The sequence below is a fragment of the Kitasatospora sp. NPDC056327 genome, assembly GCF_042261735.1.
In the GTDB taxonomy this organism is placed as follows: Bacteria; Actinomycetota; Actinomycetes; order Streptomycetales; family Streptomycetaceae; genus Kitasatospora.
Map to the genome: position 1 here is coordinate 1 of NZ_JBHJRC010000002.1, position 14,905 is coordinate 14,905.

Sequence of the window (14,905 nt, forward strand, 5' to 3'; positions counted from 1 at the left end):
CACGCCCCCACCGACGCCACCCTCCTCCTCCTCGGCGGCGAACCCTTCCCCGAAAAACTCGTCATGTGGTGGAACTTCATCGGCCGCACCCACGAAGAGATCCTCCAGGCACGAAACGACTGGGAAACCGGCACCCGCTTCGGCGAGGTCCACGGCTACGACGGCCCCCGCCTCCACGCCCCCGAACTCCCCGCACTCCCCCTGAAGGCCCGCGGCCGCGAGCGCTGACCTGGGTCAGTACCTTGCGGGCAGCCGCCATGTCCGCCGCAATCGACAGGGCTGTGGGGGTATCTGGGGGTTCCTGATGAGCGGGTTCCAGGTGTGGTGCCTGTCGCAGGGTTTGCCCGTACATATGCTGACCCATTGCTGACTTTTCTGACTTGACATCTTTGGCTCGGCGATTTCAGAGAGGTGGGTTGCACGTAGCGGTCGGCTCCGTCCGGACGAGCCCAAGGGGACTGCTCCGGGCTCGGGGTCTGATGCGGGCGGTCAGAAGTGCTGGATGAGCCCGATTCCCAGAGCGATGAGTGCCGCTGCGATCAGAACGGCGCCGGCTCGGGTGAGGTCACCGATCCGGCCTCCCCGAGGGCTCCGGGCCGGCCGCGTCGTGGCTGGGTCGTGCGCAGGAGGGGTGTCCGCACTACTGGGATGGGATGACGGGGCCGCCCCGCGCGGCCCGGCGGCGAATCCGGTTGCCGGGGACAGGGCATGGTGGTGGGCGTGCCGTGCGCTGGAGCGGTCGCGCGAAAGGGATCGCTATGACGCGGGTAGGCGGGGCCGGAGAGCCGGTGCGGCGGATGTGGGCGGTGAACCGGCCGCTGGCCGCCACCGCGGCCCTGATGGTTCTGGTACTGGCCGCCGCTCTGGTGGGTCTGGCCGTGGACCGGCAGTCGATCACCGGACAGCCGGCCTGGGCGAAGCCGGCCCGGTTCGCACTGTCGATCTGTCTCTACTCCCTCACCCTGATGTGGCTGCTGACCTTCGTCCACGGCCGGGAGCGCCTCGTGCGCACCGTCTCCCGGGTGACCGCCGTGGCGCTGGGCCTGGAGATGGCCCTGATCGCCGGCGTGGCCGCGGCCGGGACCACCAGTCACTTCAACTTCAGCACCGCGACCTCGACGGGCGTGTGGATCACGATGGCCGTGTTCATCGTGGCCGCCTGGGTGATGAACCTGGCGACCGTCCTCCTGCTGCTGTCCCAGCGGGTGGAACCACCCGTGTTCGCGTGGGGGCTGCGCCTGGGGACGGCGGTGTGCTGTCTGGGCATGGCCGTCGCGTTCCTGATGACCCTGCCCACCCGCCTGCAGCGCGAGGCCGCCGCCGCGGGCCGCGGCATGCCCCTCATCGGTGCGCACACCGTCGGGCTCGCCGACGGCGGGCCGGGACTGCCGGTCACGGACTGGAGCACGGTCGGCGGCGATCTGCGGATTCCGCACTTCGCCGGTCTGCACGCGCTCCAGGTACTGCCGCTGATCGGCCTCCTCCTCGCCCGGCGACCGCGCGGGGCGACTCCCGGCCGACGGACGGCGCTGATGTGGATCGCCGCGCTGTCCTACCTGGGCCTGGTGCTCGTCCTGACCTGGCAGGCGCGCCGTGCCCAGCCGGTCACCGCTCCCGACGTGCTGACCGGATTCGCGCTCCTCGCGCTGGTCGCCGGCGCCGTCACGGCCGCGCTCCTGGTCCTGCGTCACCCCCGTTTCACGGAAGGCTGATCCGGCGGGCCGGACACCCTGCCCGTCACGGCAGCACGCAGCGGCGGTCGGCGTGTCATGCGCTGTGGGTGGCGCGCGCGGGGCGTCGCGGGGCGCGGACGAGGGTGGCGGCGGCTGCGGCGATGTAGAGGATCTGGAGGAGGGTGCGCGGGCCGAGGGGGTCTCCTTGGGCGGTGTGCCTGCGGGCGGCGGAGACGTTGGCGGGGAACACGGCGATCATGAGGGCGATGAGTCCGCCGGCGGCCCAGCGTGCGGTGGCGGGGAGCAGCAGGCCGATCGCGCCGGCGGCTTCGAGCAGGCCGGTGATCGTGACGAGCAGGCCGGCGCGGGGCATCCACGGCGGGACCATGTCGACGAGGTCGGGCCGCAGGGCGGGTGCGAAGTGCGCGATCGAGGTGAGCAGGAACATGGCCACCAGTCCGGCCCGCAGGGCGGGCTGCCAGCCGGCGAGGGCGTCCGCTCCGAGGAGCCCGGCGAGACGGGCCGCGGTGAACCCGACCACCAGCGCGATCAACGGCTCCACCGGCGTGCTCCTTCCCGTGAGTGCTCTTTGGACGCGCGCCCACCCGCCTCGTCCGCCTTTCCAGTGCACCACCGGGTCCGCCTGCCCGCCACCGCGAGGGTGCCCGGCGGGCGGGCGGGGCCGTCGCGGGCCTGCGCTACTGCAGGAGGAAGGCGTGGACGGCTTCGCGTCCGGCGGGGTTCTCGGCCCGGTTCTGCACCGAGTGGGCGGCTCCGGGGACGATCACTCTTCGCGGGTGGTGGGCGAACTCGGTGTACTCGTCCATGAGTTCGTAGGGCGTGGCGAGGTCGCGGTCGCCGCCGAGCAGCAGGACCGGCACGTCAGGGAGCCTGCGGTGGTCCGGTGGCGTCGGGGGGACCGGTTGGCGCGGCCAGTCGAGGCAGACCAGGAGGCTGCCGAGGCCGGTGGCGGTCCTCGGGTCGTAGGGCCAGGTCTGTTCGGGGGTGAGGTGCCGGCGGGTGCGTTCCAGTGCGGCGGCGCGGCCTTCGAGGGGAGTGTCGGTGGTGCCCCAGGGGAAGTGCGAGTCGGCGCAGACGGTGGCGGAGTGCAGGCCCTGGCTGAGTTCCCCGGCCGTGGCCGTGTCGACCTCGCGGTGGACGAGGTCGAAGAGGTCCTGGAGCTTCGCGGGGGTTCCGGCGGCGGCCTCGTGCAGGATCTCCGGGATGCCGCCGTAGTCGGGGTCGATGAACTCGTAGCCGGTGAGCGTGCTGAGGATCTGTGCGCCGTTGCCGTAGCGGCGGACGGTGGCGGCGAGGTCGGCGGCCGGGTCGGTGGTGCAGCCGGTGGCGCGGCAGGCGTCCCGCAGGATCCGGGCGGTGGCGGGCAGTGCGGCCAGGTCGAGGGGGTCCATGCCGCGTCGGGGTGTCACCGAGTCGAGGACCAGGCGGGCCACGCGGGTGGGGTGGGCGAGTGCGTAGCGCTGGGCGGTGAAGGTGCCGTAGGAGACGCCGTCCAGGGTCAGGCGGCGGGCGCCGAGGGCGCGGCGGAGCAGGTCGATGTCGGCGACGGTGTCGGCGGTGCTGTAGTGGCGGGCGTCGGGGCCGAGGGCGGCGGCGCAGTCGGTGACGGACCGCCGACGGGGGACGGCGAGGTCGGAGGAGCCCATGTCCTCCTGGAGGCCGGGGCATTGGAGCGCGCCCAGGCCGGTGCCGCGCTGGTCGAACATCACCAGGCGGTAGTCCTTGAGAACGGGCTCCAGGCTGCCTGCCGTCCGCCTCATCGCCGGGATGCCGGGCTGGCCGGGGCCGCCGGTGAGGAAGAGCAGGTCGCCCCTGGGTGCCGGGGTGGTGCGCGTGACGGCGACCCGCAGGCGGAGGGTGCCGGGGGTGGCGCCACTGTGGTCGAGCGGGACGGCGAGGGTGCCGCAGAGGAACTCGGGTGCCTCGGGGCAGGGCGCCTGCCCGGTGATCCCACCGCCGGCCCCGGCTGCTTCGGCCCCTGCGGTCGGGGCGGCGAGGGTGGTGGCGGCGATCACCGCAGCGGCACCGGCCAGAGCGGCGGCGTGGCCGCGCGTGCGTGTCATGTTCGTCCTCCCGGTCGCGCCGCGCCCCTGCCGGCGCGGCCACGCGAGCAGCGTCACCCCCGGACACGTCGGTGACGCGCGTACACGACGGGACCCGCCCGGGAACCACCCGACGGAATGCGGGCGGTCCCGTGGGGCGGGCCAGGGCCGCCCTGCCCGTGACGTCTGTCGCGGCCCGATGCCCTTGACCGGGTCGAACCCTTGCCCGCGCCGGCGCGTGGAGACACCGTGGTGACGGCGCCCGAGTGTTCGGCCGCCTCCGAGCCCCGGTGGGAGAGCGCCGTTTCAGGGGGCTGACGAGTCGTCGCGGGCCGCCGGTCCGGCCCGGAGTCACCTGCGCGGCCCTGGCGACACATCCGTCACGGACCGTAGCATGATTGTCACGTTCATGGTGCTCGGACCGCATGACGAGGGTGGTACGACAGTGACTGACGCGATCGAAACGCTTCGACCGGTCGCCGAGGCGGCGGCCCCGAGCGCGCTGCTCCTGCTCGCACACGGCAGCCTCGCCCCCGAGGCGCAGGAGTCCACCCGGGCGCTCGCCCGCGCGGTCGGGTCCTCCCTGGGAAGTCGGGTGGAGGTCGCGTTCCTCCGGCACTCCGGCCCCACGGCCCGTCAAGCGCTCGGCACCCTCGCCGGGGCGGGACACGAGCGGGTGGTCGTGGTGCCCCTGCTGCTGACCTCAGCCTTTCACGCTCGGGTGGACCTTCCCAAGGCGCTGTCCGACCCGCCGGCCCGGGCGCCGATCGTGGCACCGGTGGTGGGCGGTCCCACCGGCGTGCCCGACGGGCGGTTGGTCGGGGCGCTGCAGCGCCGCCTCGCCGAGTTGGACGTCGCGTTCGACGCGGTGGTGCTGGCGGCGGCGGGCAGTGTCGATGTCGCCGCGTGTTCGGCGGTGACCGCCATGGCGTCGGCGTTGGGCACGGCCCTCGGCCTGCCGTGCCGGGCCGCCTTCGCGTCGGCCACCGCACCGACCCCCGGGGAGGCGGTGGAAGCACTGCGCCGTGCCGGGGCCCGCCGGATCGCGGTCGCGTCCTACTGCTTCGCCGCCGGACTACTGTTCCGAGTGACCGTCGAGGCGGCGACCGCGGCCGGCGTGGTCGGCGTCTCCCATCCGTTGGGCGACGCGCCCGAACTGGTCGAGCTCGTCCTGGAACGCTTCCAGCAGGCAGGTGACACGAAAGCCTGACCGGCGACGCGTTCCGTCCCGCCGGTCGGACCGGCGGGACGGGTGCGGGTTCACCGGGACGCCGGGCGCGAGGGCGCCGGGGCGTCTGCGCGTTGAGGGCCGAGGGAGTGAACGGCCTCGTCGGGGTGGGGAGGCAGGAGGTCCCCGTGATGCTGTTGGAGGAGGCGTTCGTGCTCGGGGCTGAAGTGCGTGCGCCAGACGCCGACGGGGAGTTCGTCGCTCCCGGCCCCGGGCAGTGCGGCGAGGGCTGCGGCCGGGTCGGGGAGGCCGACGGCGGCGAACAGCCGGTGCAGGGCACGCTCTCGACCTTCGGCGGTGCCGCCGTGGGTGGCGCCGGCGAGTTCCTCGTGGGTGAGCACGAGGACGGCGGGATGGCGCAGCAGCCACTGGCAGCGGCGGGCTTCGCGCATGCCGGGGAAGCCGGGGTCGGTGAGGGCGAGAGTGATCCTGGCGTCCATGGTGGGCAGGGCGCTGACGATGTCGCGGTAGACGAGGTGGTCGGGCAGGGAGCCGACGCGGCCGGCGGGCTGGGAGAGCAGGCGGATCTGCTCGATGATCCGGTCGCGTACGTCGCGGTGGTGGTAGACGATCGGCGGTCGTGCGGCGGCGTGCCAGGCGCGCAGGAAGCCGGCGTCGGCTCGCTCCAGGTCCAGGCTGTTGACGTACCAGCAGCCGCGGCCCGGCAGGAGGCGGGGCAGTTCGCTGTCGGGGATGCGGGACAGGCGGTCTTCGAGGACGGGGTCGACGGGCGAGGCGGCGGTGACCGGTTGGCCCAGGCGGGTCCACCACACCCGCCACAGCGCGGTCACGGCCAGCCGGAAGGCGGACTCCAGCTCGGTCCGGTCCTCGTGCTGCCGCAGCAGTAGTCGTCCCGCCTGCTCCTGGCCGTAGGCGGCCCGGAGCAGGCGGGAGGTCTCGCCGGGGCCGGGCCGGTCACCACCGTCGTGCTGGACGCCGCTCATCGTGCCGTACGGGGTGTAGCCGAGTGCGCTGGTGGTGCGGGCCAGCAGTGGTGTGCCGCTGCCGCGCGGCGACACGACGATCAGCTGGGGCACGGCCATGGGAGGTCTCCCGGAGAAGTGGAGGGGACGAGCGGAGCGTTCGCGGGCGTGAGGAGGAGATCCTCGTAGGTGTGGTGGCGTCGGGTGGTGACGCGCTCGTGCAGCAGGGCGGCGGCGCGCGCGGGTTCGCCGGTGTCGATCAGCGCGCGGGCCAGGGTGTCCTGGACGATCTCGCGTTCCACCCGTACGCCGCCGATCCGTTCCACCTGTTCGCCGAGGCGGGCCAGCAGGTCGACGGCCGCCTGTGGGCGGCCCGCGGTGACGTGGGCGAGGGCCAGGACGACCGGGGCGAGGGCGTCGCTGTAGTCGGGGCGCTCGTCCGCAGCCGCCCGTCGGGCGAGGGCCCCGAGGTCGTCGGTGGCCGACTCGACGGCCAGGGCCAGGGCCAGGTTGAACGTGTGGAAGACCTCTGCCATCCCGCCCGGTCCGGCCAGCAGGCCCCGTACGTGGTCGAGGTCGCAGCGGCCGGCGGGCTCCTGCCCGGCGAGCAACAGGCGCCAGTTCGCCGCCGACCGCATCCCCACGTCCGCGCGGCCCAGCACCTCGTCCGCCCGCCGGCGCGCGTCCGCGAAGTCCCCGCAGGCCAGCGACTGCAGGGCGGCGTGCCAGTTCAGGTGTTTGTACTGCACCGCCTGCGGATCAACCGCCAGCCACCGGTCGAGGAACACCGTGGAAGCCGGGCCGGCTCCCAGGTCGTGCTCGGCGTGGGCGCGGGCGTGCACGGCGAGCCCGGCGCGCGGGTAGCGGGCCAGGGCCTGCCCGGCCAGTTCGAGCGCCTCCTCCGCACGGCCCTGCTCCGCCCGCGCCCACGCCAGCCTGCCCGCCCACGGCCAACTGTCCGGACCGGCGAGGGTGTACTGCCGTTCTGCCAGTGCGTCGCCGTGCGCGCGGTAGTCGGCGTCCCCGCAGGCGTGGAAGGCGTCCAGCATGAGGGAGGCCGCCTCGTCCCCTGGCCACCGCGCGAAATGCGCGACCAAGTGGTCGGCCGTCAGCCGGAACTGCCGGTGGGTGTGGAGGAAGACCCCGTACACCAGACTCGCCGACCGCGCACCGGCCGTCCGAGCGTCCCGGTACGCGACCACCAACTCCTCCCGCAGGGCCTCGTCGCTCAGTCCCTCGGCGGTCGCCAGTACCAGCAACGCCCGCGCCACGCCCAGCCGCGGCCGCTCGGCCACCAGGTCCCGCAGCAATGGCACGCCGCGCCCGCTCAGAGCCGCCAACTCCCTTACGACGGCGTCCTCCAGCGACACGGCCGCCACCCCGGCTCCGGCCACGCCACCACCCGCCTCGCACACCGTCGCGCCCGCCGGATTCAGACGCTGGACATGAACACGGCCGTACAGACGATCCCGCTGCTCCCGCAATGGTTGCGGGGCAGGTGCAGCGGCAGGCCAAGCTGGTTGCCGCTCGCCGTCCCGCTGTCGGCGACGGTGCCCCCGGTGGCCTGTGCGCCGCCGTGGTTCACACAGGAGTTGCCGAACACGGCGTTGCCCACGCCGACGATGTTGGCGTGGGCGGCGCCGGCCGGGACCAACGCGGCCCCGACGGCCGTACCCAGCACCGCCATCCGCCTGCCCACCGTGTGCGCACCGGCGCTCACGGCCTGGCGCCCCTCATCCGTCGGCATGCTCATCGCGCTCCCTTCCTCGCACAGCTCCCGTCGAAAGCCGGTGCCCGCGCGGACCACGCCCCGGGCAGCCGCCCGGGGTCACGGCCTGGTCAACGACGGAACCGCGCTCCGGACACGCACCATCGAGGCGGCAGCGCGCCGGTTCGGGGACCATCGGGCCGCCGAGCAGCCCGGCGTGCTGAGGAGATCACGGTCCCCGCTACGGGTCGGCCGGGACATCCGTGGCGGCGGCGCGAGCGAGGAGTCGGCACGGCACCGCCCTGACGGGAAACCGGCGCGCCGCCGAGGGGAGGAATGCGGGGCCGCTCCCGTCCGGTCCGGTCTCATGGACGGACGCTGTGGCCGACGCGTGCCGCGCGGTGGCCACGGCCCTCCGCCGCCGAGCCGGGAGCCGCGTTGAGTACCGCACAGACCCTTCGTCGCCGTACCAGGCGTTTCGGTGCCGCTGTTCTCTGCGCGGTACTCCCGTTCCTCGCGGCGGCGTGTCCGGTGGACGGGGCCGCGGCGGTGTCCGGCGGGAGGGGACTGTCGGCGGTCATCCGGTACACGGAGTACGGGATCCCGCACATCGTGGCCCGTGACTTCGCCGGGCTGGGCTTCGGCAGCGGTTGGGCGCAGGCCCGGGACAGCGTCTGTGACCTGGCCGACGCGTTCCTGACCGTACGGGGCGAGCGTTCGCGCTGGTTCGGGCCGGAGCCCGCACCCGATCCGCAGGGCTCGTTCGCCACCAGCAACCTGGCCAGCGACCTGTACTTCCGCGGCGTGCGGGACGCGGGCACCGTCGAGCGGCTGCGCGCCACCCCCGCTCCGGCCGGCCCCAGCCGTGCTGTCGCCGAGTCGGTTCGCGGCTGGGCGGCGGGGTACAACGCGTGGATCGCCCGCAACCGGGTCACCGATCCCGCCTGTGCCGGTGCGGACTGGGTGCGGCCGGTGACCGACGTCGACGTCTCGGCACTCGACTACTCCCTGGCGGTCCTCCTCGGCGAGGGCCGCGGGATCGACGGCATCACCGCCGCCGAACCACCCGCCCCCGGTACCACGCCGGCCGCCGACGGGCCCGGACCCGCCCGCGTCCTCCCGCCCGCGCGCCCCGCGAGCGGGGAGCCGGCCCACGAGTCACCGGCCGGCCGGTCGGCGCGCCCGGGCTCCAACGCCGTGGCCTTCCACGGTTCGACCACCGGCAACGGCCACGGGCTGCTGCTCGGCAACCCCCACTTCCCCTGGCACGGCGCGCACCGCTTCTGGCAGTCGCAGCAGACCGTCCCGGGCGAACTGGACGTCATGGGCGCCTCTCTGCTCGGTGCCGTGACCGTGTCGATCGGGCACAACGCCCACGTCGCCTGGAGCCACACCGTCGCCACCGGTGTCCCGATGAACCTCTACGAACTGACGCTGGACCCCGCCGACCCCACCGTCTACCTCGTGGACGGCCGGCCCGAGCGGATGACCCGGCGCGACGTCACCGTCTCCGTCAAGGACGGCGCACCCGTCTCCCGCACGCAGTGGTGGACCCGCTACGGCCCCGTCCTCACCACCCTGGACACCACCGGCCCGCTGCCCTGGACCGGCACCACCGCCTACGCCCTCACCGATCCCAACGCCGCCAACCTCCGCGGCTCCGACACCGCACTCGCGCTCTCCCGGGCCCGCAGCACCGACGAGGTCCTGAGCGGACTGAACCGCACCCAGGGCCTCCCCTGGGCCAACACCGTCGCGGCCGACGCGGCCGGGCACACGCTCTTCACCCAGTCGCAGGTCCTCCCGCGCATCACCGACGACCTCGCGCGGCGCTGCTCCACCCCGCTGGGAGCGGCCACCTACCCCGCCACCGGACTCGCCGTCCTCGACGGCTCACGCTCGCACTGCGCCCTCGGTACCGACCCGGACGCGCTCCAGCCCGGCGTCTTCGGCCCCGGCGCCCTGCCCACGCTCAGGGACACCCCCTACGTCGAGAACTCCAACGACAGCGCCTGGCTCACCAACGCCGACCACCCGCTCACCGGGTACGAGCGCGTCTTCGGCAGTGTCGGCACACCGCTCTCACTGCGCACCCGCGGTGCGCTCCACGACGTCTCCGCCCTGGCCGCCCGGGGCCGTCTCGGTGTCGCGGACCTCCAGCACCACCAGTTCGCCGACCGTTCGTTCGCGGGCGACCTCGCTGCCGACGGGCTGCGGGGGGCGTGCGCCACGCCGGTACGGGGTGCGGACGGCGAGGGCGGGGAGACGGAGGCCGACATCGCCGAGGCATGCCGCGTACTCGCGCGGTGGGACCGGACCACGAATACCGACAGCCGCGGCGCGCCGCTCTTCGACCGCTTCTGGCGCAGGCTGACCACCGCCACCACGCCGGACGACCTCTGGCGGGTGCCCTTCTCGCCCACCGACCCGCTGCACACCCCGCGAGACCTGGCCGCCGCGCCCTCCGCCCTCCGGAGTGCGCTGGGGCACGCCGTCGCCGAACTGCGCGCCGCCGGCCTGTCGGCGGACGCCCGTTGGAGCGAGGCCCAGTTCGTCGTCCGCGACGGCACCCGGATCCCGCTCCCGGGCGGCGCGTCGGAACTCGGACTCTGGAACGTCATCGACGCGCTGTGGAACCCGGAGGCCGGCGGCTACAGCGACGTCGAGTCCGGCACCAGCTACCTCCAGGCCGTCGGCTGGGACGGTACCGGCTGCCCCGTCGCGAAGACCCTGCTCGCCTACTCCCAGTCCTCCGACTCCACGTCCCCGCACCATGCCGACCAGACGTCGCTCTTCTCCGCCGGTCGATGGGTGACCTCGCGCTTCTGCGAGGAGGACATCCTCGCCTCGCCCGCACTGAGGGTGGTGCCGGTCGCCGAACGCGACTGACCTCCCTGAGGAGGTCAGGACGGGAAACCGGACCGGTGTCGGTCCACCGTCCCGGACGTGGCGGCCACCCCGACCGGCGCCACCAAATGATGACGTCGCCTTGAACCGGGTGGCCGGGGAGTCAAGGAGCTGTCGTGCGCCGTGCCGTCAACTGGGCCGTCCGGGGCTTCGGATTTCACTCTTTCGAACGGCCCGGGTGGCGGGTTCACCCACGACGACTGCCCGACAGGCAGGATCGTGCACCGACCACAGCAGTTCCACCTGACAAGGAGCACGCCATGGGATTCCTCGCCATCAACAGCGCGGGCGAAGACGAGAACAGCGACGACGAGGGTTCCGCGGCCACGGGGGAGGAGACGCGGAACCTGGTCCGCGAGGTCGCTCAGCGGGACGACGTTCCCCAGGATCTGAGGCAGCGCGCCCAGGCGCTCACGGGGCAGTAGGGGCCGGTAGGACCCGCGCTCTCTCCACCGTTGTCGTTGCGGTCCTGGCGCTCCACTGCTCCAGGACCGCGTCCTCTCCCGGGCCGTGCCCTCCCGGCGATCGGTGCCGTCCGGTGTGTGGCGCCTCCCTGCGGGGGCCGTGCCCGCACGCGGACGCCCTGGCTGTTCCCCCTTCATCCGTCAGCTCCGTGCGTTCTGTCCTGCGGGACTGCCCGGGTCGCTGTCGGATCCAGCTCTTGTGCGACGGAGTGCGTATGCGTGCGAATGCCCGCAGGGTAGCGGCAGTTCTCCTGTTGATCGTGCCGTTGATCGGCAGCGCCGGTGGCGCGACTGCCACGGCCGGGTCGAGCAGGCCTCCGGTCGCGGTGACGGAGTCCGTGGCGGCGGTGCCGGGTGAGTACGTCGTCAGGGTGAAGCCCGCGTTCTCGCCGGAGGCGGTCCTCCGCGATCTCGGCGTCCGGCCCCTGTTCACCTACGGTACGGCGCTGCGCGGCTTCGCCGCCCCGCTCACCCCGTTCCAGCTGCGCATGGCGCGCAGTCTGCCCGCGGTGGAGGCGATCGAGGAGAACGCCCGGACGGGCGTCGGTGCGCGTCCCCCGCGGCCCCGGGCGGAGCAGGAGACCGGGAGCGGCTCCGAGCGGAAGGGGCAGGTGGGGAGCACCGGGAACGCGGCCGCGTCGAGGGTGACTGTCGAGGCGGCGAGCTGGGGCCTGGACCGGATCGATCAGCGCAAACTTCCGCTCGACGGGCTCTTCGCGGTCAACGGGACCGGCGAGGGTGTCACGGCGTACATCGTCGACACCGGCATCGAGACCGGGAACGAGGAGTTCGAGGGGCGGGCCGTCGTGGGGTTCGACGCCGTGGACGACGGCCACGAAGGCCAGGACTGCCACTCCCACGGCACCCACGTGGCCGGCACCGTCGGCGGCAGGACCTACGGGGTGGCCCGCTCCGTGTCCCTGGTCGCCGTCCGGGTGCTCGACTGTCAGGGAGAGGGCTCCACCGCGACCTCTCTCGCAGGCCTGGACTGGGTCGCCGCGCACGCCCAGGAGCCGGCGGTGCTGAACGCCTCTCTCGGGGGCCCGGCCTCCGAGGCGCTCGACGCGGCCGTGAACACGGTGGCCGACAGGGGCGTACTGCCCGTCATCTCGGCCGGGAACGACGCCCGGAACGCCTGCGAGGTCTCTCCCGCCCGCGCGGACAAGGCCCTCACCGTCGGCGCGGTCAACAAGCAGGACCGGCAGGCCAGTTTCAGCAACTACGGCCCCTGCCTGTCGCTGTACGCGCCCGGCGTCGGCATCGTCTCCGCCGAACTCGGCGGCGGATCCAGCACGCTCAACGGCACGTCCATGGCCGCGCCCCACGTCGCCGGAGCCGCTGCCCTCGTCAAACAGCGGGATCCCCTGGCCACGTCCCAGGACCTCCGTGCCAGGCTCGTCGCCAACTCCACGAAGGACACCCTCACCCGCCTCGGCCCCGGCTCGCCCGACCGCCTCCTCTTCACAGGCGGCCTGTGACCGGACCGGTCCGTCCAGCAGGTCCGTCGCCGACTCGGCGGGCCCGACCTCTTCGACCGCCTCAACCGGGGCGGTCACGGCACTCACCAGGTGCTACCGGGTACCACCGCACAGCCGCCGCGGGATGGCCGCGGCGGCTGTGCGACGGGACGGCGCTCGCACGACCGGAGGCGCCGCGTCCCGCCGCGGCGGATGGCGGCCTGCTACAGTCGGCGTAGTTGCAGTAGTGGTTCCCATGAACTTTGTGTGCGCCTGCTCATCCGTTGCAGGCGCATTTTTTGTTTCCCGGCTCTTTCCCCGGTGGGCGCTCCATGCGGTGACTCGAAGCCCGCGCTGTGCGTGCTTCGGACAGTCCCATGAAGGAGATTTTGATGGCTAATGGCACCGTGAAGTGGTTCAACTCGGAGAAGGGCTTCGGCTTCATCGAGCAGGAGGGTGGCGGCCCGGACGTCTTCGCCCACTTCTCGAACATCAACGCCAACGGCTTCCGTGAGCTGCTTGAGGGCCAGAAGGTCGAGTTCGACGTCACGCAGGGCCAGAAGGGCCCGCAGGCCGAGAACATTCGCCCGCTGTAGTTCTTCTGCCACGGCACCCGCCCCGGCAGCGAGGGGCCCGCACCGCGCACATGCCCGGTGCGGGCCCCTCGGCCATTGCGCCACGGCGTACCCCCCGGCCGTTCAGGCCCCCGCCCCGGTCACCGGCGACCGTCCCCACGCGTGACGCGCAGCACCGCGTCCCGGTTCGGTGCCCGCCGTGACAGCCCGCGGTTCCAGATCCTCCGCTCCCGCCCTCCGCGGTGAGCGCCGACGCAGGCGACGTGTCGCATCGGTTCCGCCGTCCGCACCCCGCCCGTCACCGTTCCGGCCCGTTCCTTTGCGGTCTCCGCCCGGCGTCCCGCGCCGCGGGGCCTTCCTCGTGACGTGCCGACCCGAGGAAGGTCCTCCTTATGGCCCGCTCCAATCGCTCCCCGCACCACGACGCCGACGTCCGTTCCGGCGGCGGCCGGCCCGCCGGAGGCCGCCGGTCCTCCGGCCGGAGCGCTCCTCGGGGGTCCTCCGCGCAGGGGGAGTTCGCGATGCCGGTGAGCACCACCCCGGCACTGCCGGCCGTCGGGTCCTTCGACGAGCTGGACCTGCCGAAGCCGTTGCTGTCGGTGCTGACGCTCCAGGGCGTCACCGCGCCGTTCCCCATCCAGGCCGCGACGCTGCCGAACTCGCTGGCCGGCCGCGACCTCCTCGGCCGGGGCCGGACCGGCTCCGGCAAGACCATCGCGTTCGGCCTCGCCGTGCTGGCGCGCACGGCCGGGCAGCGGGCCGAGCCGCGCCACCCGCTGGCCGTGGTGCTGGTCCCCACCCGCGAGCTCGCGCAGCAGGTCACCGAGGCGCTCACCCCCTACGCCCGCGCCGTGCGCCTGCGGATGGTCTCCGTGATGGGCGGGACGTCGATCAGCCGCCAGGCATGGATGCTGAACCGCGGGGCGGAGGTCGTGGTGGCCACTCCGGGCCGGCTCAGGGACCTGGTCCGGCGCGGCGACTGCCGACTGGACCGGGTCGGCATCACGGTGCTCGACGAGGCCGACCAGATGACCGACATGGGCTTCCTGCCGCAGGTCACCGAACTCCTCGGCCAGGTCGCCGAAGGCGGCCAGACGATGCTGTTCTCCGCCACCCTGGACCGCAACGTCGACCGCCTGGTGCGGCGCTTCCTCAAGGACCCGGTCACGCACTCGGTGGACCCGTCCGCAGGAGCGGTCAGCACCATGGAGCACCACGTGCTGCACGTACAGAACTCCGACAAGAGCGCCACGATCGCCCACATCGCGTCCCGCGACGGCAGGGTGATCATGTTCACCGACACCAAGCACGGTGCGGATCGCCTGGTGGAGGACCTGCTCGCGAACGGAGTGAAGGCCGCGGCCCTGCACGGCGAGAAGTCCCAACAGCAGCGCACCCGCACCCTGGAGCAGTTCCGCACCGGCGAGGTGACCGCGCTGATCGCGACCAACGTCGCCGCCCGCGGCATCCACGTCGACGGGCTCGACCTCGTCGTCAACGTGGACCCGCCGGTTGACCACAAGGACTACCTCCACCGGGGCGGACGCACCGCCCGGGCCGGGGAGTCCGGGACCGTCGTGACGCTGGTGCTGTCCAGTCAGCGCCGCACGACGGCCCGCATGATGACCACGGCCGGCGTCACTCCCGTCAACACGAGGGTCAGCGCGGGCGGCGAGGACCTGGCCCGCATCACCGGGGCCCGCGTGCCCACCGGCGTTCCCACCGTGATCCCCAATCCCGTCGTCGAACGGCCGCGCCGCCACGGGTCCACGAGCCGCCTCGGCCGTTCCGCCCGCACCGCCGCCGACAGCCGGGCCGCCTCCGGCCGCGGCGACCAGGGCTCCTCCGGCCGGCGCCGGCCGCCCGGGCGCGCCGCACCCGCCGCGTAGCGGACGTACGGCCGTGGG

13 protein-coding genes are annotated in these 14,905 nt (G+C 73.6%); 8 read left to right on the forward strand and 5 right to left on the reverse strand.

Annotated elements, in window-relative coordinates:
* Both ACFCX4_RS00460 and ACFCX4_RS00465 read left to right on the forward strand, forming a co-directional pair.
* The coding region (locus ACFCX4_RS00460) for a pirin-like C-terminal cupin domain-containing protein (protein ID WP_376137608.1) at positions 1–228 on the forward strand (228 nt) is incomplete at its 5' end.
* 578 nt (positions 229–806) lie between these two features.
* Entirely contained in the window at positions 807–1,712 is a 906-nt protein-coding gene (locus ACFCX4_RS00465) for a hypothetical protein (protein WP_376137610.1), read from the forward strand.
* Positions 1,713–1,767: 55 nt separating this feature from the next.
* Here ACFCX4_RS00465 and ACFCX4_RS00470 read toward each other — a convergent pair whose 3' ends face one another.
* Positions 1,768–2,235, reverse strand: a complete 468-nt coding sequence (locus ACFCX4_RS00470; protein WP_376137612.1) for a hypothetical protein — start codon at positions 2,233–2,235, stop codon at positions 1,768–1,770.
* A 136-nt stretch (positions 2,236–2,371) separates the two neighbouring features.
* Positions 2,372–3,757 carry an alpha/beta hydrolase gene (locus ACFCX4_RS00475; protein WP_376137614.1) on the reverse strand — a complete coding sequence of 462 codons (1,386 nt, stop codon included), beginning with the start codon at positions 3,755–3,757 and terminating at the stop codon, positions 2,372–2,374.
* A gap of 373 nt (positions 3,758–4,130) precedes the next feature.
* On the opposite strand from ACFCX4_RS00475, the gene ACFCX4_RS00480 reads away from it, so the two are divergent.
* Complete coding sequence (locus tag ACFCX4_RS00480) at positions 4,131–4,946, forward strand: sirohydrochlorin chelatase (RefSeq protein ID WP_376137616.1); 816 nt, start codon at positions 4,131–4,133, stop codon at positions 4,944–4,946.
* Between the two features lie 50 nt (positions 4,947–4,996).
* On the opposite strand, the gene ACFCX4_RS00485 is transcribed toward ACFCX4_RS00480, so the two are convergent.
* The 3 genes from ACFCX4_RS00485 to ACFCX4_RS00495 are packed head-to-tail and all read right to left on the reverse strand — an operon-like array spanning position 4,997 to position 7,640.
* On the reverse strand, positions 4,997–6,007 hold the full coding sequence (locus ACFCX4_RS00485) for a hypothetical protein (RefSeq protein ID WP_376137618.1): 1,011 nt from the start codon (positions 6,005–6,007) through the stop codon (positions 4,997–4,999).
* Complete coding sequence (locus ACFCX4_RS00490; RefSeq protein ID WP_376137620.1) at positions 5,989–7,281, reverse strand: hypothetical protein; 1,293 nt, start codon at positions 7,279–7,281, stop codon at positions 5,989–5,991. Before ACFCX4_RS00490 ends, ACFCX4_RS00485 begins: the two co-directional genes overlap by 19 nt.
* Positions 7,282–7,319: 38 nt before the next feature.
* Positions 7,320–7,640, reverse strand: coding sequence for a chaplin family protein (locus ACFCX4_RS00495; protein WP_376137622.1), 321 nt, complete (start codon positions 7,638–7,640; stop codon positions 7,320–7,322).
* Between the two features lie 393 nt (positions 7,641–8,033).
* Here ACFCX4_RS00495 and ACFCX4_RS00500 point away from each other — a divergent pair, with 393 nt between their 5' ends.
* The 5 genes from ACFCX4_RS00500 (at position 8,034) to ACFCX4_RS00520 (ending at position 14,887) form a co-directional block, all read left to right on the forward strand.
* The gene (locus ACFCX4_RS00500; protein WP_376137624.1) at positions 8,034–10,484 is read left to right on the forward strand and encodes a penicillin acylase family protein; all 2,451 of its coding nucleotides are present in this window, start codon (positions 8,034–8,036) and stop codon (positions 10,482–10,484) included.
* A gap of 278 nt (positions 10,485–10,762) precedes the next feature.
* Positions 10,763–10,927 carry a hypothetical protein gene (locus ACFCX4_RS00505; RefSeq protein ID WP_376137626.1) on the forward strand — a complete coding sequence of 55 codons (165 nt, stop codon included), beginning with the start codon at positions 10,763–10,765 and terminating at the stop codon, positions 10,925–10,927.
* A gap of 254 nt (positions 10,928–11,181) precedes the next feature.
* Positions 11,182–12,444, forward strand: a complete 1,263-nt coding sequence (locus ACFCX4_RS00510; RefSeq protein WP_376137628.1) for a S8 family peptidase — start codon at positions 11,182–11,184, stop codon at positions 12,442–12,444.
* A 371-nt stretch (positions 12,445–12,815) separates the two neighbouring features.
* Positions 12,816–13,019 carry a cold-shock protein gene (locus ACFCX4_RS00515; protein WP_344640564.1) on the forward strand — a complete coding sequence of 68 codons (204 nt, stop codon included), beginning with the start codon at positions 12,816–12,818 and terminating at the stop codon, positions 13,017–13,019.
* A 371-nt stretch (positions 13,020–13,390) separates the two neighbouring features.
* On the forward strand, positions 13,391–14,887 hold the full coding sequence (locus ACFCX4_RS00520) for a DEAD/DEAH box helicase (protein ID WP_376137630.1): 1,497 nt from the start codon (positions 13,391–13,393) through the stop codon (positions 14,885–14,887).
* The last annotated feature ends 18 nt before the right edge of the window (positions 14,888–14,905 follow it).

Excerpts from the sequence above, each read along its gene's own strand:
- ACFCX4_RS00480 (WP_376137616.1), top strand. The coding sequence starts at position 4,131 with ATGATTGTCACGTTCATGGTGCTCGGACCGCATGACGAGGGTGGTACG.
- ACFCX4_RS00515 (WP_344640564.1), top strand. The coding sequence starts at position 12,816 with ATGGCTAATGGCACCGTGAAGTGGTTCAACTCGGAGAAGGGCTTCGGC.
- ACFCX4_RS00505 (WP_376137626.1), top strand. The coding sequence starts at position 10,763 with ATGGGATTCCTCGCCATCAACAGCGCGGGCGAAGACGAGAACAGCGAC.
- ACFCX4_RS00510 (WP_376137628.1), top strand. The coding sequence starts at position 11,182 with ATGCGTGCGAATGCCCGCAGGGTAGCGGCAGTTCTCCTGTTGATCGTG.
- ACFCX4_RS00520 (WP_376137630.1), top strand. The coding sequence starts at position 13,391 with ATGGCCCGCTCCAATCGCTCCCCGCACCACGACGCCGACGTCCGTTCC.
- ACFCX4_RS00475 (WP_376137614.1), bottom strand. The coding sequence starts at position 3,757 with ATGACACGCACGCGCGGCCACGCCGCCGCTCTGGCCGGTGCCGCTGCG.
- ACFCX4_RS00485 (WP_376137618.1), bottom strand. The coding sequence starts at position 6,007 with ATGGCCGTGCCCCAGCTGATCGTCGTGTCGCCGCGCGGCAGCGGCACA.
- ACFCX4_RS00495 (WP_376137622.1), bottom strand. The coding sequence starts at position 7,640 with ATGAGCATGCCGACGGATGAGGGGCGCCAGGCCGTGAGCGCCGGTGCG.